General features: G+C 73.9%; 13 protein-coding genes and 1 pseudogene. 3 read left to right on the top strand and 11 right to left on the bottom strand.

Annotation, left to right across the window (positions count from 1 at the left end; translation table 11 throughout):
• Positions 1 to 79: 79 nt before the first annotated feature.
• Positions 80 to 1,249: an alpha-hydroxy-acid oxidizing protein gene (locus AB0M97_RS18435; RefSeq protein ID WP_365961918.1), complete on the bottom strand. Its 1,170-nt coding sequence runs from the start codon at positions 1,247 to 1,249 to the stop codon at positions 80 to 82.
• Positions 1,250 to 1,619: 370 nt separating this feature from the next.
• Here AB0M97_RS18435 and AB0M97_RS18430 point away from each other — a divergent pair, with 370 nt between their 5' ends.
• Complete coding sequence (locus tag AB0M97_RS18430; RefSeq protein ID WP_365961917.1) at positions 1,620 to 2,054, top strand: subtilase-type protease inhibitor; 435 nt, start codon at positions 1,620 to 1,622, stop codon at positions 2,052 to 2,054.
• A gap of 264 nt (positions 2,055 to 2,318) precedes the next feature.
• Here AB0M97_RS18430 and AB0M97_RS18425 read toward each other — a convergent pair whose 3' ends face one another.
• The 9 genes from AB0M97_RS18425 to AB0M97_RS18385 all read right to left on the bottom strand — a co-directional run bounded on the left by AB0M97_RS18425 (position 2,319) and on the right by AB0M97_RS18385 (position 11,991).
• Positions 2,319 to 2,570 carry a CDGSH iron-sulfur domain-containing protein gene (locus tag AB0M97_RS18425; protein ID WP_365961916.1) on the bottom strand — a complete coding sequence of 84 codons (252 nt, stop codon included), beginning with the start codon at positions 2,568 to 2,570 and terminating at the stop codon, positions 2,319 to 2,321.
• The gene (locus tag AB0M97_RS18420) at positions 2,551 to 3,174 is read right to left on the bottom strand and encodes a HemK2/MTQ2 family protein methyltransferase (RefSeq protein WP_365961915.1); all 624 of its coding nucleotides are present in this window, start codon (positions 3,172 to 3,174) and stop codon (positions 2,551 to 2,553) included. Before AB0M97_RS18420 ends, AB0M97_RS18425 begins: the two co-directional genes overlap by 20 nt.
• 64 nt (positions 3,175 to 3,238) lie before the next feature.
• Entirely contained in the window at positions 3,239 to 4,246 is a 1,008-nt protein-coding gene (locus tag AB0M97_RS18415) for an iron-containing redox enzyme family protein (protein WP_365961914.1), read from the bottom strand.
• Positions 4,247 to 4,326: 80 nt separating this feature from the next.
• Positions 4,327 to 4,512, bottom strand: a complete 186-nt coding sequence (locus AB0M97_RS18410; RefSeq protein WP_365961913.1) for a hypothetical protein — start codon at positions 4,510 to 4,512, stop codon at positions 4,327 to 4,329.
• Between the two features lie 70 nt (positions 4,513 to 4,582).
• Positions 4,583 to 5,590: a Ppx/GppA family phosphatase gene (locus tag AB0M97_RS18405; protein WP_365961912.1), complete on the bottom strand. Its 1,008-nt coding sequence runs from the start codon at positions 5,588 to 5,590 to the stop codon at positions 4,583 to 4,585.
• 213 nt (positions 5,591 to 5,803) lie between these two features.
• Positions 5,804 to 8,620, bottom strand: a complete 2,817-nt coding sequence (locus AB0M97_RS18400; protein WP_365961911.1) for an NHLP bacteriocin export ABC transporter permease/ATPase subunit — start codon at positions 8,618 to 8,620, stop codon at positions 5,804 to 5,806.
• Position 8,621: 1 nt separating this feature from the next.
• Positions 8,622 to 10,844, bottom strand: coding sequence for an NHLP family bacteriocin export ABC transporter peptidase/permease/ATPase subunit (locus AB0M97_RS18395; RefSeq protein ID WP_365961910.1), 2,223 nt, complete (start codon positions 10,842 to 10,844; stop codon positions 8,622 to 8,624).
• Positions 10,841 to 11,647: an HlyD family efflux transporter periplasmic adaptor subunit gene (locus AB0M97_RS18390; RefSeq protein ID WP_365961909.1), complete on the bottom strand. Its 807-nt coding sequence runs from the start codon at positions 11,645 to 11,647 to the stop codon at positions 10,841 to 10,843. The genes AB0M97_RS18395 and AB0M97_RS18390 overlap by 4 nt, the downstream gene beginning before the upstream one ends.
• Positions 11,648 to 11,751: 104 nt before the next feature.
• On the bottom strand, positions 11,752 to 11,991 hold the full coding sequence (locus AB0M97_RS18385) for a type A2 lantipeptide (protein WP_365961908.1): 240 nt from the start codon (positions 11,989 to 11,991) through the stop codon (positions 11,752 to 11,754).
• 532 nt (positions 11,992 to 12,523) lie between these two features.
• Here AB0M97_RS18385 and AB0M97_RS18380 point away from each other — a divergent pair.
• Positions 12,524 to 12,887, top strand: a pseudogene (locus tag AB0M97_RS18380) (alpha-lytic protease prodomain-containing protein); the annotation flags it as partial.
• Positions 12,888 to 13,033: 146 nt separating this feature from the next.
• Here AB0M97_RS18380 and AB0M97_RS18375 read toward each other — a convergent pair.
• Positions 13,034 to 15,184 carry a SpoIIE family protein phosphatase gene (locus AB0M97_RS18375; protein ID WP_365961985.1) on the bottom strand — a complete coding sequence of 717 codons (2,151 nt, stop codon included), beginning with the start codon at positions 15,182 to 15,184 and terminating at the stop codon, positions 13,034 to 13,036.
• Positions 15,185 to 15,442: 258 nt separating this feature from the next.
• On the opposite strand from AB0M97_RS18375, the gene AB0M97_RS18370 reads away from it, so the two are divergent.
• Positions 15,443 to 17,845, top strand: a complete 2,403-nt coding sequence (locus AB0M97_RS18370) for a SpoIIE family protein phosphatase (protein WP_365961983.1) — start codon at positions 15,443 to 15,445, stop codon at positions 17,843 to 17,845.
• Positions 17,846 to 17,872 lie beyond the last annotated feature (27 nt).

The following is a 17,872-nucleotide window of genomic DNA, read 5'->3' as shown; positions in this document are numbered from 1 at the left end:
CAGATGTGCGCACCAGACCCCGCGACGCCGGGGTGATCCAAACGACAGGCGCTAGGCGGACCGGAAGCCGGCGCGGGCGTCAGGCGGGGTCCGTGACCAGGTCGGCCGCGGTGAGCGTGGCCGGTGTGGCGTGTCCCGACAGGGCGAGGGTGAGGTCCAGCTCGGCGAGCAGGCAGCGGATCACGTGCTCGACGCCCGCCTGGCCGTCCAGCCCGAGCCCGTACACGTACGGCCGTCCGACGAGGACCGCCCGCGCGCCGAGCGCCAGCGCCTTGAACACGTCGTCGCCGGTACGGACACCGCTGTCGAACAGCACGGTGAGCCGGTCGCCGACCGCCTCGACCACCCCGGGCAGCGCGTCGGCCGCCGCCACGGCCCCGGCCACCTGACGGCCGCCGTGGTTGGACACGATCACGCCGTCCATCCCGGCGTCGGCGGCCAGCCGGGCGTCGTCGGGGTGCAGCACGCCCTTCAGGACGATCGGGCCGTCCCAGTTCTCCCTCAGGAAGGCGAGGTCGGGCCACGTCTTGGCAGGGTCGGCGAACATGCCGACGAAGTGCATCACGGCCGCGTTCGGGTCCTCGTGCACCGGCTTGGCCAGGCCCGCCCGGAACGCCGGGTCGGAGAAGTAGTTGGCGGTGCCCACCCCGTGCAGGAACGGCAGATACGCCTGGTCGAGGTCGCGCGGGCGCCAGGACAGCAGGGGAGTGTCCAGCGTGACGACGAGCGCGCTGCACCCGGACCGGCGCGCGCGGTTCAGGAAGCTCCGGGCGACCTCGCGGTCCTTCGGCCAGTACAGCTGGAACCAGCGCTCGCCGTCGCCCATCGCCCCGGCGACCTCCTCCATGGGGGTGCTGGACGCGGACGACAGGACGAACGGCACGCCGTGCGCGGCGGCGGCCCGCGCGGCGGCCGGCTCGGCGTCCGGATGCATGATCGACAGCACGCCGACCGGGGCCAGCGCCAGCGGGGCGGGCAGGGCGCGGCCGAGCACCTCCACCGACAGGTCGCGGTCGTGCACGTCGCGCAGCATGCGCGGCACGATCCGGCGCCGGGCGAGCGCCGCCCGGTTGGCGCGGGCCGTGCTGCCGTCGCCCGCGCTGCCCGCCACGTAGCCGACGGGGCCGGGGCCGAGGCGCTGCTCGGTGAGTTCCTCCAGCCGGGTCAGATCGGTGGGCAGCCGGGGCACCGCACCCGTCATGCCGTTGAGGTAGATCTCGTACTGGAAGTCCGCCCAGGCCCTGCCCATGAGAAGAAGTCCCGTCTCTCGTCGCTGAGAACGCGCCGCCCCAGACGATACCCACGGGTAACGGAGCGTGACCCGGCCCGTGGGGTCCGGCGCGGGTGCCGGACCGGTCCCCATCGGGATGTTTCAGGCCTATTCGAGAACGAACAAAATGCGCCAGTTGGCTGCTTCAGGCGATCAGGATGGGCGCTGTAGAAGGGCTGGAACGTTCGAACTCCGTAACTTCGCGCCACTGATTCAATACGCAAGGTTACTGAAACGCATGGGGTCGATGTGTGTTTCACCGACGGACTCGGCAGACTCGCGCTCGTCGGTCCGACACCCAACGGGCACGGTCCGGCACTCCTCGTAATCGAGCGGAAGGAAGCACACAATGCGGAACACCGCGCGCTGGGCGACGATTCTGGGTCTGACGGCCACCGCCGTCTGCGGACCCCTCGCCGGGGCCGGTCTCGCCGCCCCGAACACCGCGCCCGCCTCGCTCTACGCCCCGTCGGCCCTGGTCCTGACCGCGGGCCACGGCGAGAACCCGGCCACCGCCACCCCGGAACGTGCGGTCACCTTGAGCTGCACCCCGCGCCCCGCCGGCACGCATCCCGCCGCGCGGGAGGCCTGCGCCGAGCTGCGCCAGGCGGACGGCGACGTCAGCGCCCTCGCGGTCGAGAGCAGCGATGCGCTGTGCACGCGGGAGTACGAACCCGTCGTCGTCACGGTCGACGGCGTGTGGGAGGGCCGCCGGGTCTCCTACGAGCGCACCTTCTCCAACGAGTGCGTGAAGAGCGCCGCCACGAGCCTCTTCGCGTTCTGAGGGACCGGGATCGCGCGGTCCAGGCGCACATGAGGGACTCGTGGCTGGGGAGCGCGAGTCGCCGTGCGCGGGCCGGTGATCCCGTACCGGGGGACCGGCGGGCGGAGTGGGGCCGCCCGAGGGTCCACCGGTCGTGCCGGGGCGGGACGCCACCGTTGTGGGGACGGCGGCGCCCGCCCCGGCGTACATGTGCCGAGGCCCGGCCCCGCACCGGGGGCCGGGCCTCGCGTCGAGGGGCCGGGGCTCACACCGGGAGCCGGGGTTTCAGTCGTCCCGGTGCTCCTGAGGGGAGTCGTCGGGGCGGTCCTTCGCCTTCGCCGGGGTCCTGGCCCGGTGACTGGTGTCGCACCACGGGTAGCGGCGGCTGCGGCGGCAGGTGCACAGGGCCACCCGGAAGCGGTCGGAGGACACGGTGGTGCCGTCCTCCAGTTCCACCTCCACCGGGCCCTCCACGAGCAACGGCCCCCGGCGCTGGACGGTGATCCTGCGGGGCGGGTCAGACGGGGAGTTCGGCACGGACCACCACCAGCTCTTCCTTGTTCTCGGTCGCGTCGAGCAGACCCTGCTCCCGCAGCCAGCGTTCCCGGCCGCGCAGCACCGGGCCGAACTCCACCCGGCGCCGCCGGGTCACGGCGGCCTTGAGCCCCGCGGCGCGCAGTTGCCCGAGCGTCCGGTCGGGTGCGCTGAGCGAGGACTGCACGAGCAGCAGCACACCGCCGGGGCGCAGCATCGCGGGCGCCTCCCGGCAGATCTCGTCGAGGACGAGCCGCCCGTCGCGGCCCGCGTCCCAGGCCCGGGCCGCGCCGCGCGGGCCGTCACCGGGCGCCGGCACGTACGGCGGGTTCGCCAGCACGAGGTCGAAGGTCTCGCCCCGCACCGGCTCGAACAGGTGCCCGTGCCGGACCCGGAGCCGCACTCCGGCCAGCAGGGCGTTGACGCGGGCGGCGCACACCGCGCGCCGCGACGCGTCCACGGCGGTCACCCGCAGCCCGCGCCGCGCGGCGGCCAGGGCCAGCGCGCCGCTTCCGGTGCCGACGTCGAGGACGTCGGCACCGGGCGGGACCGGCTCGTCGTAGAGGGCCCCGGTCAGCAACCGGGTGTCGTCCTGAGGGGCGTACACGCCCGGTAGTACCAGTGGATTCACATCGCCCCGGGTACCCCGGGGTCCAGGAGATATGAGAGGTTCACGACGCGACGGGTTCCTGGAGTGGCGTACGGAGCGCCGAGCGGCCGGCCTGCCAGTCCGCCAGCAGCCGGGCGCCGAAACGGTCCTCGACGTGGCCCGTGGCGTCGATGCCGAAAGCCACGTCCGCGGCGAGGTGCGGCTCCTGCTCCAGCAGACCGCCGATGACCTCGTGCCGCACCACCTGCTCGTGCACGGCGTCGGCCTCCACGTGCTCGTCGTAGAAGTGCTCGGCGGCCGGGCCCGCACCCGTGCGGCGCATCGCCTCGGCCAGCCGCCGGGAACCCGGCGACGAGGTGATCTCGACGGCCGCGAAGTGCCCGACGAGCGCGCCGCGCAGCTCCCGGTGCAGGCCGAACAGGGACATCATGTTCACGGTGACCAGCATCTCGGCGTTCGCCGCGTCGAGATGACGCCCGTACGTGGTGTCCAGGCCGAGGTCGGTCATGAGGTCCGCGAACAGCTGGGCGTGCACCCGGTCGGCCCGGCCGCCGCCGAACTCGTCGAACTCCACCGCCGCCATCGCCGCCTTGGCCCGGCCCGACAGGCGCGGCAGCACCCAGGCGTGCGGGTCGGCCTCCTTGAGGTGGTACAGGGAGCGCAGCGCCGCGTACTCCCGCAGGTGCCACAGCTCGCCCTTGTCGCGCAGGAAGTACGAGACGCCGGTGCCGTCCACGGGCTCGACCAGGAGGTCCGCGATCGCGTCCGCCACGCTGTCGTGGACCGGCGTGTCCGCGCGCAGGGCGGTCAGGAAGCGGTCCTCCAGCGCGGCCCGGGTGCGCAGCAGGTCCGGGTCCCATTCGAGGCCGGCGGGCACGCCCGCGAAACCGCGGTAGTGCAGCTCGTAGCACAGGTAGAGGGCGAGCTGGAGGTCGTCGCCGTACGGGTCCGCGTCCGCCGCCTCCTCGGGGGCGGGCAGCGGTCCCGCACCGCGGAGGTACCGCGCGACGGCCGTGGAGAGCGGGCCCCGGGCCGTCGGCAGTCGTGGTTCTTCACTTTGGTGCGCCATGCTCTCCGGGTACCCGGAGCGGGCCCCGGCATCCGCGCGCGGGGCGCACCGGCCGAGGCAGTGGTACTCCGCCGGGCCGCTCAGTCGTCGCCCGAGGACTGCTCCTGGGCGCCCGTGTTCGGGGTGATGGCCTCCCCGGCCTCACCCCGGCGGCGCCGCTGCCGGTCGGAGTCGACGGTGCGGCGCTCGGCGTCCTCCACCTCGGCGAGGACCTCCTCGAGGGCCGTCTTCGGCTGCTCCTCGGCCTGCTTGCGGTCGTCCGTCACGGTGTCTCCTCGTTGCGTCGTTACGTCGGTCGGTCGCTCAGCGGGTCGGCGAGGCCGGTGGGCCGGCGGCTCAGTGCGTCGCCGTCGCGATCCGCAGGGGTACCGGGCCCGGGGGAGCGGGCTCCTCCGCGAGCCGGGTGACCTCCGCCCACCAGGACGGGCCGTCCTCGATGTGGCGCAGCAGGATGCCCTCGCGGATCGCCCAGGGGCACACCGTCAGCGTCCGCAGGCCGGTCAGCTTCATCGCCGTGTGGGCCACCACCGCGCCGGCCAGGCTCTGCGCGGCTCTCGGCGCGGATATCCCGGGCAGCCGGGCGCGCTCGGCTGCGGGCAGCGCGGCCAGCTGTTCGACGGCCGCCCGGAGGTCGGAGCAGTGCAGCCGGCGCTCCACGAACGGTCCGTGCCGCCCGGGCGGGGCACCGCACAGCCGGCCCAGCTGCTGGAAGGTGCGGGAGGTGGCGACCGCCGTCCGGGGGCCCTCCCAGCGGATTCTTCCGGCGACGTCTCTGAGCTGGTGCCGCACCGTGCGGCGCAGCGCCCGCACCTGCTCGGGCGCCGGGGGGTCGGCGTGCGCGAAGAACTCGTGGGTGAGCCGCCCCGCGCCCAGCAGCAGCGACGCCGCGAAGTCCGGCAGCCGGCCCCGGCCGAACGCCACCTCCAGGGAACCGCCGCCGATGTCGAGCAGGGCGAGCGGCCCGGAGCGCCAGCCCATCCAGCGCCGGGCGGCGAGGAACGTCAGCTCGGCCTCGACCTCGCCCGGCAGGGTGCACAGGGCGACGCCCGTCCGGTCCCGGACGACACGCAGCACGTCGTGGCTGTTGGGCGCGGCACGCACCACGGCGGTGGCGAAGGCCAGCGGCGCGGCGGCCCCCCACCGCTCGGCGGTCCTGGCCGCCGCGGCCACGGCGTCGACGAGCCGCTCGACGGCCTCCTCCGGCACCGGGCCGCCCGGGACCACCTGCTGCGACAGTCGCAGCCGCCACTTGGCGGTGTGCACCGGGAGCGGAACCCCGCCCTGCGCGTCCGCCACCACGAGCCGGACGGTGTTCGACCCCACATCCACGACGCTGATTCGCATGGACGACGTGTACCCGCTGACGCCCCCGAGCAACGGTCACAGGCGGGCGAAGTCCAGGAGAAGACGGAGAGAAGGCCGGAAGAAGACCTCGGGAATTTCCGGGAGATGACCACCTACGGTCGATGCGGCATATTCCTCGACGGGAATATGCCGCTGGCGCGCTCACCAGGACCCTCGCCACTGGACGACCGGACCACCGGCCGTCGCCGGCCGTCACGCCATCTGCCGCCGCACCAGCTCGTGCAGCCGCCCGCCCGTGTCGGCGAGCAGGTGTGCGGGCGGCCCCTGCTGGACGACCTTGCCGTCCTCCATGACGATCACCCGGTCCGCGTCCAGCACCGTCGACAGGCGGTGTGCGATGACGATCCGGGTGGCGTCGAGGGCTTTGGTGCTCTCGATGACCGTGCGCTGCGTCTCGTTGTCGAGGGCGCTGGTCGCCTCGTCGAAGAACAGGATGCGCGGGCGGCGGATCAGGGCCTGCGCGATCATCAGCCGCTGCCGCTGGCCGCCCGAGACGGCACCGCTGCCCGAGACGATGGTGTGCAGCCCCATCGGCATCCGCCGGACGTCCTCGGCGAGGCCCGCCATCTCGGCCGCCGCCATCGCCTCCTCCGGCGTGTAGGGCTCGCTGCCGCGGATGACGTCCAGGATCGAGCCGGTGAACGGCTGCGCGTGCTGGAGGACCACCCCGCACTGGCGGCGCACCGCCGACTGGTCGAGGGCCGCCAGGTCCTGACCGTCGTAGAGCACACTGCCCGACACCGGCCGGTCGAAGCCGATCAGCAGCCGCAGCAGCGTGGACTTGCCGCAGCCGCTGGGGCCGACGATCGCCACGAACTCGCCCGGCCGCACCGCGAACGACACGTCGTCCAGGACGAGGGGACCGTCGTCGGTGTACCGGAACGACAGCCGCCGCGCCTCGATCGCCCCGGTCAGCGGGCCCGGCCGGGTGCTCGCGGCGCGCACTTCGGGGGTCGCCTCCAGCACCGGCCGGATCTCCTCGAACAGCGGCAGCGCCGCCACCGCGGAGACGAACGCGCCGGTCAGCTGCGTGACCGAGGCGAGCAGCATCGTCACCGACGTGTGGAAGGTGAGGAACGCCGCCGCCGACATCGTGCCGCGTGCCGGGCCCGCCAGCAGCATGAACATCAGCAGCGTGCACAGCGGCAGGTACACCGCGCCGAGCACCGTCGTGAGGTTCTTGATGCGGCCGACCCGCTGCTGGAGCTCACGACTGCGCGCGAACTGCGACGCCCACGCCGCGTACGCGTAGTTCTCGGCCGCCGCGACCCGCAGCTTCGGCAGGCCGCGCAGCGTCTGGAACGCCTGGTTGTTCAGCTGGTTGGTGAGCACCACGAGCCGCCGCTGCCAGCGCACCTGCCACAGCCCGAGCCCCAGGAACACGCCCGCGATCACCACGAGCAGGACCATCGCCGCCAGTGCCATCGGCACGCTGAACCACAGCAGCAGACCCAGGTTCATCGCGCCGACCGTGACCGACTGCGCGACCGTCGGACCGACGCCCGCCAGCAGCCTGCGGATCGCGCTGATGCCCATGGCGGCGCTCGCCAGCTCGCCCGTGGACCGCTCGGTGAAGAACGCCGTCGGCAGCCGCAGCAGCCGGTCCCACACCGCCGGTTGCAGCGTCGCCTCGACCCGGCCCTCAAGGCGCAGGATCGTCAGGTTCTGCAGCAGCATGAACACCGCCGCGACCACGCTGCTGAGTATCACCGCCACGCAGACCTGCACGATGAGGTCCGTCTGCGCCCTCGGCACGAACTCGCCGAGCACCTTGCCCGTGGCGACCGGCACCAGCGCCCCGATCGCCACCGTCACCAGGCCGCTGACCAGCAGGCGGGTGAGGTCGCCGCGGGTGCCCCGCATGCAGAACCGCAGCAGCCCGGCCGGGCCCAGCCGCTTCTCCGGCAGCGGGCGGTAGAACATCACCGCGCGCGGCTCGAACTCCTCGGCGTTGGCCTCCCCGACCCGTGTCTCCCGCCCGGTCGACGGATGCACCGCCACGTATCCGCCGCGCCGCCACAGCAGCGCGACCGGCGCCCCCGACAGGGCCCGGTGCCCGACCAGCGGCCCCACGTCGTCCCGCCACCACGGCCCGTCCAGCCGTACGGCCCGGGTGCGGACCCGGGACGCCACGGCGATCCGCTCCACCGGGTCCAGCCGGTCGCCGCCCGTGCCGCCGTGCGCGGGCTCGGCCAGCGTGATCCCCGACGCGCGGGCGACCAGCCTGCACGCCGCGTACGTGGCGTCGGCGTCGGCCGCCGTGGCCCGCCGGTCCGACCGCCCGCCGATGGAGGCCAGCAGCGTGCGGTCCGCCTGGACGCGCACCGCCTCACCGGCCTCGATGCCGGCGGCCGTGCGCGTCTCGTGGGTGCGCTCCAGCTGCTCGATCCAGCGGTCCAGCGTGGTCAGCAGCCGGTACTGCTGATCGACCATGCTCTGCCACAGCGCCGGGTCCACCAGCAGGTCGGCCGCCGCCTCCGCGCCGTACAGCGAGCCGTACTGCACGCTGCCCGGCGGCACCTGCATCCAGAACACGTCGTCGTCGGCGGGCGCCGCGCCCCCGTCGCCGGCCATCGGCGCCTGGAACAGGATCGACAGGCTGCGGCCCACGCCGAGGGCGAGCGCGTACTCCAGCGGGCTCGTCGTCGGCGGCACGTACTGCGGGTTGCCGTACTCGTCGTACGACCAGGTCGGGGTCTCGGCCGTCTGGTACAGCTCGCGCAGCCCGATGCGGTGTACGACGCAGTCGCGCAGCGGGCGCGCGACCAGCGTGTGCTGGGGTCCGGCCACCGGGCCGAGCAGCAGCGAGCCCGCCTCCAGCCGGCCGAGGTGGTGCCAGTGGCCCTGCTGCCCGGCGTCCACCGCGAACAGGTCGACCGCGCCCGACGCGACCAGCCACAGCACCTGCGGCCCTTCGAGGTCGAGGCGGCCGAAACCCGCGCAGTCCAGCGGCGTGCCCAGCGCGCCGAGCGCCCCGAGCACCAGGTCGCCTTCGTGGCCGGTCGTCATCTCACCGCTCCCTGACCAGCGCCGCGTACGCCCCGCCGCGCGCCACCAGCTCGTCGTGCCGTCCGCGCTCCACGATCGTGCCGTGCTGGAGTACGACGATCTCGTCGCTGTCGCGCACCGTGCTGAGCCGGTGCGCGATCACCACGCAGGCGCAGCCCCCCTTGCGCAGGTTATCCATCACGACCAGCTCGGTCTCCGCGTCGAGCGCGCTCGTCACCTCGTCCAGCACCAGGATGCTCGGCCGCCGCACCAGCGCCCGGGCGATCTCCAGGCGCTGCCGCTGCCCGCCGGAGAAGTTCCGGCCGTCCTGCTCCACCCGGGAGTGGATCCCGCCCGGCCGGCGCACGATCACGTCGTACAGCGCGGCGTCCCGGAGCGCCTCCACGATCGCGTCGTCCGGGATCGACGGGTCCCACAGCGCCACGTTGTCGCGGACGCTGCCCTCGAACAGGAACACCTCCTGGTCCACGAAGGACACGGACGCGGCCAGCGCGCCGCGCGGGATGTCCTCGATGCGCTGCCCGTCGATGCGGATCACGCCCTCCCACGGGGTGTAGAGCCCCGCGATCAGCCGGGACACCGTGGACTTGCCGCTGCCGGACCCGCCGACCAGGGCGACCTGCTGCCCGGGCCCGACGGTCAGGTCGAAGCCGGTGAGCAGCGGCTTGTCCAGCGGGTTGTAGCCGAAGGTGATGTTCTGAAGCTCGACGTGCCCGTGCAGGCGGCGCGTGGGGTCGCCGGTGCCGGGACGGCCGTAGAGCGGGTCGGCCTTGAAGTTCTCCACGTCCTTCAGCCGTGCCACGTCCGCCGCGAAGTCCTGGATGCGGCCCGCGACGCCGTTCAGCCGGGTGAGCGGGGCGGTGAAGCGGGTGACCAGCGCCTGGAAGGCGACCAGCAGCCCGATCGAGATGTGGCCCTCGACCGCCCGCATGCCGCCGATCCACAGGATCAGCGCGCTGTTCAGCGTGGCGAGCGTCGGCGCGACCACCCCGAGCCAGGCGCTCGGCACACCGAGCCGCTGCTGCTCCTCCAGCGTGGTGGCGTGCTGCCCGGCCCACTTGCGGAAGTAGCCGTCCTCACCGCCGGTCGCCTTCAGCGTCTCGATCAGCTGAAGGCCGGTGTAGGCGGTGTTGGTCAGCCGCGCGGTGTCCGCGCGGAGCTTGGCGGTCCGGGTGGCGCGCAGCCGCACGACGACCCGCATCGCCACGACGTTCAGCAGCGCCACGCCGATCCCGACGACGGTGAGCTGCGGATCGTACGTGTACAGCAGCAGCGCGTAGAGCACCACCACCACGGCGTCCACGCCCGCCGCGGCGAGGTCGCGGGCCAGCGTCTCCGCCACGGCGTCGTTGGACTGCAGCCGCTGCACCAGGTCGGCCGGGCTGCGCTGCGAGAAGAACGTCACCGGCAGCCGCAGCAGATGCCGCAGGAAGCGGGCGCTGGACAGCGTGGAGGAGATGATGCGGCCGTGCAGCAGGTTGGCCTGCTGCAACCACGTCAGCACCACCGTCAGCAGCACGCAGGCCGCCATCGACGCGAACAGCACCCCCAGCAGCGAGGTCTGACCACCGATCAGGAACATGTCGATGTACGTGCGGCTCAGCGCCGGCACCGCGGCCCCGACCAGCACCAGCAGCAGGCTCGCCAGCACGGCGGTGGGCAGCGTGCCCGCGGTGCCGCGCAGCCGGGCCGGCATCGCGCCCAGCACGCCCGGCTTGCGGCCGCCCCGGGTGAAGCCCTCACCGGGCTCCATCACCAGCACGACGCCGGTGAAGCTGCCGTCGAAGTCCTCCATGGGGACGAACCGGCGGCCCTTGCCCGGGTCGTTGATGTGGACGCCGCGGCGGCCGAAGCGCCGGCCCATGCCGTCGTAGACGACGTAGTGGTTGAACTCCCAGAACAGGATGGCCGGAGCCGCCACCTCGGCGAGGGCCGCGGTGTCCATCTGCATGCCCTTGGCGGTCAGGCCGTAACTGCGCGCCGCCTTCAGCAGGTTGCCGGCGCGCGAGCCGTCCCGGGACACGCCGCAGGCGATGCGCAGCTCCTCCAGCGGGACGTGCCGGCCGTAGTGGCCCAGCACCATCGCCAGGGAGGCCGCGCCGCATTCCACGGCTTCCATCTGGAGCACGGTCGGCGTGCGGACCGTCTTCACCCGGCCCGTGGGGACCCTGCGTCCGGGCGGGGCGGCCCGCCGCCGCGAGCGGGTGGCCCGCGCGGCGCTCACGGCAGCAGCCAGTCGACGGGACGCTGGTCGGCCAGCTTGATGGAACCGGTGGCCAGTGTCATGGAGGTCAGGGCGAACGGCGGGCCGTCGGCGGACGACCAGGCGTACCCGCTTTTCGTATCGGGCGACGTGTGGAGGCGGACGGTCACGGCCACCGGCCTGCCCTTCTTCGTGAACTGCTCGCCGAGCTGGCTGTCACCGAGGAACGCCGCGATCTGCTGCGCCGACTGGGCGGTGCGGTCCACGGACTTCACCTCGCCGCGCAGCACGCCGTACTCCTGGCTGGGCACCGACTGCACCGTCAGGTCGACGGGGGCGCGCGCCGGGATCGAGGCGGCGTTCTCGGCGGGCACGTACACCGTCGCGTACAGCGGGTCCTTCGGGTGGGCGACCTTCTCCACGGCGGCGACGTTCGCGCCGGTCCGGATGATCTGGCCGACCGTGGCGGCGACGGCGCTGACCCGTCCGGCGTCGACCGTGCGGACGACGCTCTCGCCCTGGGGTGTACGGACCTTGAGGACGGGGGAGCCGGCGGGCAGCAGTTGCCCCTGCTCGGCGAGGACTGCGGTGACCTGGCCCGCGACGGGACTCTGCAGGAGGTAGCTGCCCCGGCCGTGGGTGAGGACAGCGGGCGCGCCGACCGTGGAGGCCACCGAGCCGGTCGTCGCCCACACGGAGGCCGCCGCCATGGCGACCAGCGTCACGGACAGCACGAGCCAGCCCTGCGGCCGGGCGAAGCGCACCGGGAGGTCGAGCTCCTCGGGCGACTGGAGCTTGGCGAGGGCCTGTTGGCGGAACTGCACGGGCTTTTCCTCACGGCCGGGCGACAAGCCGGACTGGACGACGGCAACGGAGAATCCCGGAACCGCCGGCTGCGGCTCCGGGACTCAGACGCACAGGGGCGCGGTCAGAGACCGGCGACCAGGCCCTGGACCGGGGCGACGTTCAGGCCGGTGACACCCTCGACCGTGCCGACCACCGTGTCGACGGTCTGGGAGACCGGGGCAACGCCGTTCAGGGCACCGGTGGCGCTGTTCAGGGTGTTCACGGACAGGCCGCCGGAAACGTTGTCCAGCTCGGCGTCGGAAATCTCAACGGTCTCAACCTGGGGGGTGTTCATAACGGAACTTTCCCTTCGTATGGACATTCACAAGGGGGAGCGGCCCCCTCTGGGGACAGACGGACGGCCGCCACCGCGGGCACCGGGCACCCGTCTCCGGGAAACCCGAACGGCTCCCGCGGCGCGATGGATCAAAACACGCAGCGCGTCCGGGCTTCCAATCAAGCAAACGTCCCGGCAGGCGATGTGACGCGCCGTCGGACCGAACGGTGCAGACCCCTGCACGACGCGGCGGCGACTTCTTCACATGCCTCACGGCCTGGGTCAGCCGAACCCCTTGCGCCTCTGGTGTCGAATCCGGCACTCCCGTACCAATGGCGTGCCCCGGCTCCAGCGCGTGTGCAGATCCGCCGACCGCGGTGACCGCGTTGGGCATTCGGTGTGCAGATTTGCTGAAGCCAAGGTTCCGTTCTTGGCCGGGAACGACTGTTGCCGGTCGGTCGCGTTCCGTGTGGGTCGCGCGCCGGGACGATTCCGTGTGCCGTCCGCGCCACGGACACCGGGGCGCGCGAACGGAACTGAACGCCCCGCCCGGCCTGCGACGGCGAAGCCGGCGGCGGTCCAGGCGAGGAAGGCGGACGCGGCCGTTCGCGAGGTCGGCAACAGCACTGCCTAACTGCGGTCGGCGGCCCGGACGTTGGGGTCCCAGGCGACCGTCCCCGGCACCGCGTGGGCCGTCGACCCGCGCACCAACAGGATCCTGGTGACCGCCGACAGCACCGTCACCGGCGCCGCCTGGGACAAGGCTCACGTCCACGGTCGACGGCCTCGGCCCCGGCATGGCGACCGTCAGGAAATCCTCCGGCACCTTCAGGACCTTCGCGTCGGGCGGCGACGCCGTGTTCGGCGGCGGAGCGCGCTGCTCCCTCGGCTTCAACGTCACCGCGGGCGACGGCTCGCCCGCCTTCCTGACGGCCGGTCACCACGGCCCTGGAGGCGGTCGGCGCGACCCTCGGCGACGGCGAAGCCGGCGGCGGTCCCGAAGCCCGCGGCGATGCCGGACCCGGCAGCGAGGGCGTGGACACCAAGGAAGAACCCGCCCTTCCTCCCCACACCGCCCCAACCCGCTTCACCCCCCACCCCGGGCCCGCAGCAGCAACAAGGCGGTGTCGTCCAGCCGCTCCCCCTCCTGCCCCTCCCCACGCACGAGACTGTCGGCGAGTTCGTCCAGGGGCAGGTCCCCGGCGTCGGACAGGCGGCGGCCCAGCGCCGCGAGCGCGTCCTCGAAGTCGACGCCGGGGGACTCGACCAGCCCGTCGGTGTAGAGGGCCAGCAGACTGCCGGGGGAGAGGACGACCTCCGTCGTCGGGTACGCGGCCGACTCGTCGATGCCCAGCAGCGGGCCACCGGCCAGGTCCAGCACCCGCACCCGCCCGTCCGGGCGGCGCAGCAGCGGCGGCGGATGCCCCGCGCGGGCCATCACGGCCCGCCCCCGCCCCGGATCGAGCCGCAGGTACAGACAGCTCGCGAAGAGGTCGGAACCGAGGTCGATCAGCAGCCGGTTGGTACTGCTCATGACCTCCTGCGGGGCCTGCCCCACGGCCGTGTACGCCCGTACCGCCGTACGGAGCTGCCCCATCAGCCCCGCCGCCGTCACGTTGTGCCCCTGCACGTCCCCGATGACCGCGGCGGCCATCCCGCCCACCGGAACCACGTCGTAGAAGTCGCCCCCGATGTCCATGCCCCGCGTGGCCGGCAGATAGCGGGCCGCCGTCTCGAAGCCGGGCAGCGGTGCCAGCGAGTGCGGCAGCAGCGCCGCCTGCAGGCCGTGCGCCAACCGGTTCTTCGCGTCGTACAGCAGAGCCCGCTCCAGGGCCTGCGCGATCATGCCGCCCAGGCTCGTCAGCACCGCCCGCTCGTCCGCCGGGAACGGATGCGGCTCGGCGTACGCCAGCACCAGGGTGCCCACCGGCCGTCCGGAGGCGATCAGCGGCAGATAGGCCCACGCCGCGTTCCCGTCGGGTGTCTCGCACCGCGCCGGATACAGGCGCTCCAGCTCCTCCTGCGACTCCAGGAAGGCCGGCACGCCCGTCTTCAGAACCTGCGCGCCGGGCGTCCGCTCGGTGAGCAGCATCCCGTCGAACCGCTCCACGATCCGCGGATCGGGATACCCGCGGTGCCCCAGCACGTGCATGCGGCCCGCCCGCGAGCCGAGCACGACCAACGCCCTGCTGCCCACGGCCGGGGCGATGTCGTCCGCCACCAGCTGCACCACGTCCTGCGCGCTCACCGCCTCCGTCAGCGCGCTCGCCAGTGTCAGCACCTGCGTGATGGTGACCAGCCGGGACGGCTCGGCGCGGCGCTGCTCCGTCTGGTTCAGCTCCGTCACCGCCCGGGCCCGGCTGATGCGCACGCTGAGCCCCGTGGTGCTCGGGTACAGCCGGAACGACAGCCAGTCGCCGGGCGGCCTCAGCGCCACGAACGCCGTCGTGCGCTGGCTGAACAGCGCCGCCCGGTACCGGTCCTCGTACACCGGGTCGTTGAGCCACGGCACCGACACCCACAGATGCGTGCCGAGCAGCTCGCTGACCTCCACCCCCATCAGCTCCGCCGCCGCCGGGTTGGCGAACGACACCCGCCCGTGCAGATCCAGCGAGCACAGCCCGTACGGCAGCCGCGACACCATCCGCGCCGCCTCCACCGAGCCGAGCGTGTGGGCCGCGCCCCGCAGTGCCGGCTCGGCCGGCAGATCGGGCTCGGCGTGCACCGGGCGGTGCTCCCGCGCGGCCCGCTCCAGGCGCAGCGCGAGCCGTTCGCAGCCCGCGCGCAGATGCTTCCGCTCCCGGTCGGACAGCTCCGGCGGATGCGAACCGGGCCAGGTGAAGAACACCGAGCCGTACGCCCGGGAAGAGGTCGCCACCGGTAGCGCGGCCAGCGCGAAGGGGTAGGGCAGCACCATGGCGATGCGCGGGTAGCGGCGCGCCATCTCCTCCTCGCCGCCCACCCACACCAGCCGCCGCTCGCGCAGCGCCTCGGCGACCGGGACCGGCGCGCCCAGCCCCACCCGTTGCCACGGCGCCGCGAACACCCGGGGCAGTCCCGCCATCACGGCCATCTCCAGCACCGGCTCGTCCGGCGCCAGCAGGTACACCGCGCCCGAGTGGGCGTGCACCTCCTCCATCATCGAGGCCAGCGCGAGGGACAGCAGCGGGCGGCCGAGCGCCGCCCCCGTGTCCGCGGGGGTCCGTGCCGGTGACGGCTCGTCCGACACGCCGACCACCTCCTCGCCCGGCCACGCGACGGTCCCAGGCCTCAAATCTCCCTCTCCGCCCGCCGTCCCGCACCACGAGCGGATGGCCGCCCGCGCGGCGCCATGGGGGGCGGGGGTATGAACGCCGTCCGTGCCCTCGCGTACGCCGTGCCCGCGGCCAGAGCCGGACCCGGCCGCCGCAGACCGTCCGCAGGGGCTGCGCGGGCGCCGCTTAAGCGCTGTAATGACGGCGTGGCCAGTGAGGACGCGGCGGGACGCGGAGCGACGATGCTGCGCGCCGAGACGGCCCTCAGGACCCTCACCGCCGCCCCGGCCTCACCCGACCGGACGCGCCGCGTCCTGGAACAGGCGCTGGTCTTCGCCGGGGCCGCGTTCGCCGGCGTCTACGCGCCCGGCGAGGACCGCGAGCTGCTGTGCCTGGTGGAGTCCGTCGGCGTGCCGAGGACCCTGTACGGCATCCGCGACAGCTATCCGCTCGCCGGGCACTCGCCGGTCGCCGACGCGCACCGCGCCGGGCAGGCCGTGTGGCTGTGCCCCGCCGAACTCGCCGATTCGGCCGAATCCCGTCGGGTGCCGTCCCGGGAGTTCTTCGTGGGGGCGCTGCCCCTGCGCGGGGAGCGGGCCGGCGGCCTGCTCGCCGTCAGCGAGACCCCCGACGGGTTCGACCCCGACGAACGCAAGTGCCTGGAGCTCATCGCCGAGGCCGTCGTCTGGTCCGCCCCGGCCGCGGCGGAAGAGGGCGAGGAACTGCCGTCCAACGCCTTCAGCCTCGCCATGGACAGCGGCCGGGTCGAGGTCGGCGACGACATCCTCGACCTGTTCGGCATGGCCCGCGCCCGCTTCGACGGCCGGGTCGAGACCCTCCTCGGCCTGACCGTGCCCGAGGACCTGCCGTCGCTGATGTCGGTGGTGGAGGCCGACCACATGTCCATCGGCGAGCGCGAGCTGGAGTTCCGCGTCCTCCAGCCGGACGGCCCGCCGAGGTGGCTGCGGCTGCGCGGCCGGCTGGTGCCCGGCGGCGACGGCCGGTCGGCACGCCTCGTCGGCACCGTCGTCGACGCCTCCAAGACGCGCTCCGACGTCACCGACGTGGCCCGCGTGCAGCGCCTGGCCGCCGCGCTGGCCACCGCGGGCACCGTCCGCGACGTCAGCCAGGCCGTCGTGTCCGCGCTGCGCGGCCCGCTGAACGCCGACCGCATCGCCCTCGCCGAACTGGAGGGCGACCGGCTCGTCGTCACCGTCCTGGACCCGCCCGAACCCGAGTCGTGGCCCGAGCTGTGGCGCCTGGAGTGGCGCACCGAGTGGCCCGACGCGCCGGTGCGCGCCATGCCCACCCTCGCCGCCGCGCTGCGCGACGGCCGCGCCGCGATCTGGCCCGCGGGCACCGCCCTGGAGCCCGCCCTCGCCGAGGTCGGCCCCGGCGGCCTCGCCGTCCTGCCGCTGCCCGCCGGGGGCCGCATGGCCGGCGCCTGCCTGATCGGCTGGGACAGCCCGCACGACTTCGGCCCCGACGAGCGCGCCCTGCTCACCGCCTCCGCCGGGCTCGCCGGGCAGGCCCTGCTGCGGGCCCACGCCTTCGACGCCGAGCACGAACTGGTCGGCATGCTGCAACGCCAGCTGCTGCCGCGCCGCCTGCCCACACTCCCCGGCGCGGTCGCCGTCGCCCGCTACCTGCCCAGCACCGCGGGCCTGGAACTCGGGGGCGACTGGTACGACGTCATCCCGCTCGTCGACAACCACGTGGCCCTCGTGATCGGCGACGTGCAGGGCCACAGCGCCGCCGCGGCCACCCTGATGGGCCAGATGCGCACCGCGCTGCGCGCCTACGCCACCGAGGGCCACCCACCGGACGTGGTGGTCTCCCACGCCAACCGCCTCCTGACGGAGATGGAGACCGACCTCTTCGCCACCTGCGCCTACGTCGACATCGACCTGGAGGAGGGCACCGCCTGGTGCGTGCGCGCCGGGCACCTGCCGCCGGTACTGCGCCACCCCGGCGGCGAGACGGAGATCGCGGAGGCGGAGGGCGGCCCGCCGCTCGGCGTGACCGCGCGGGCCGACTTCCCGATGAGCCCGCTCAGGCTGCGCCGCGGCACGGTGATCGCCCTGGCCACGGACGGGCTGGTCGAGACACCCGAGACCGACATCGACAGCGGCATGGACCGGCTCGCCCACGAGCTGGCCGTCTCCGACCCCGCCCACCTCGGCCTCGTCGCCGACGCCCTGCTCGGCAACGCCGGCCGCGGCGACGACGTCGCCCTGCTCCTGGTGCGCTACGACGGCATGGCCCGCCGCCCGCTGCGCGAGAGCTGGACGGTGTGGCGTGTCCCCGAGGCCGTGCGGCACGCGCGCCGCTTCACCCGCCGCACCCTGCGCGCCTGGGGCGTGACGCGGGAGATCGACACCATCCTCCTGGTGGTCTCCGAGCTGGTCACCAACGCCCTCGCGCACACCGGCGGCCAGGTCCGCCTCGACCTCACCCTGGTGAACGGCCGGGTGCGCGTCGCCGTCGCCGACACCTCGCCCCGCACCCCGGTCAAGCCGACCAGCATCGGCTGGGAGGCGACGGGCGGACGCGGCATCCTGCTGGTGGAGGCCATGTCGGCGGCGTGGGGGACCGTGCCCGTCAGCGGCGGCAAGCAGGTGTGGAGCGAGATAGCCGTCAGATGACACCGCGCGGCGGCGGCCCGCCGAGGT

Source organism: Streptomyces sp. NPDC051207 (assembly GCF_040682395.1).
GTDB lineage: Bacteria > Actinomycetota > Actinomycetes > Streptomycetales > Streptomycetaceae > Streptomyces.
Note: the sequence above shows the minus strand (reverse complement) of the source record. Positions and strands in the feature narration are given on the sequence as shown.

What these genes read in the sequence shown, in the direction of transcription:
- AB0M97_RS18435 (WP_365961918.1), bottom strand. Translation starts at nt 1,249, where the DNA reads ATGGGCAGGGCCTGGGCGGACTTCCAGTACGAGATCTACCTCAACGGC.
- AB0M97_RS18430 (WP_365961917.1), top strand. Translation starts at nt 1,620, where the DNA reads ATGCGGAACACCGCGCGCTGGGCGACGATTCTGGGTCTGACGGCCACC.
- AB0M97_RS18415 (WP_365961914.1), bottom strand. Translation starts at nt 4,246, where the DNA reads ATGGCGCACCAAAGTGAAGAACCACGACTGCCGACGGCCCGGGGCCCG.
- AB0M97_RS18405 (WP_365961912.1), bottom strand. Translation starts at nt 5,590, where the DNA reads ATGCGAATCAGCGTCGTGGATGTGGGGTCGAACACCGTCCGGCTCGTG.
- AB0M97_RS18400 (WP_365961911.1), bottom strand. Translation starts at nt 8,620, where the DNA reads ATGACGACCGGCCACGAAGGCGACCTGGTGCTCGGGGCGCTCGGCGCG.
- AB0M97_RS18385 (WP_365961908.1), bottom strand. Translation starts at nt 11,991, where the DNA reads ATGTCCATACGAAGGGAAAGTTCCGTTATGAACACCCCCCAGGTTGAG.
- AB0M97_RS18370 (WP_365961983.1), top strand. Translation starts at nt 15,443, where the DNA reads ATGCTGCGCGCCGAGACGGCCCTCAGGACCCTCACCGCCGCCCCGGCC.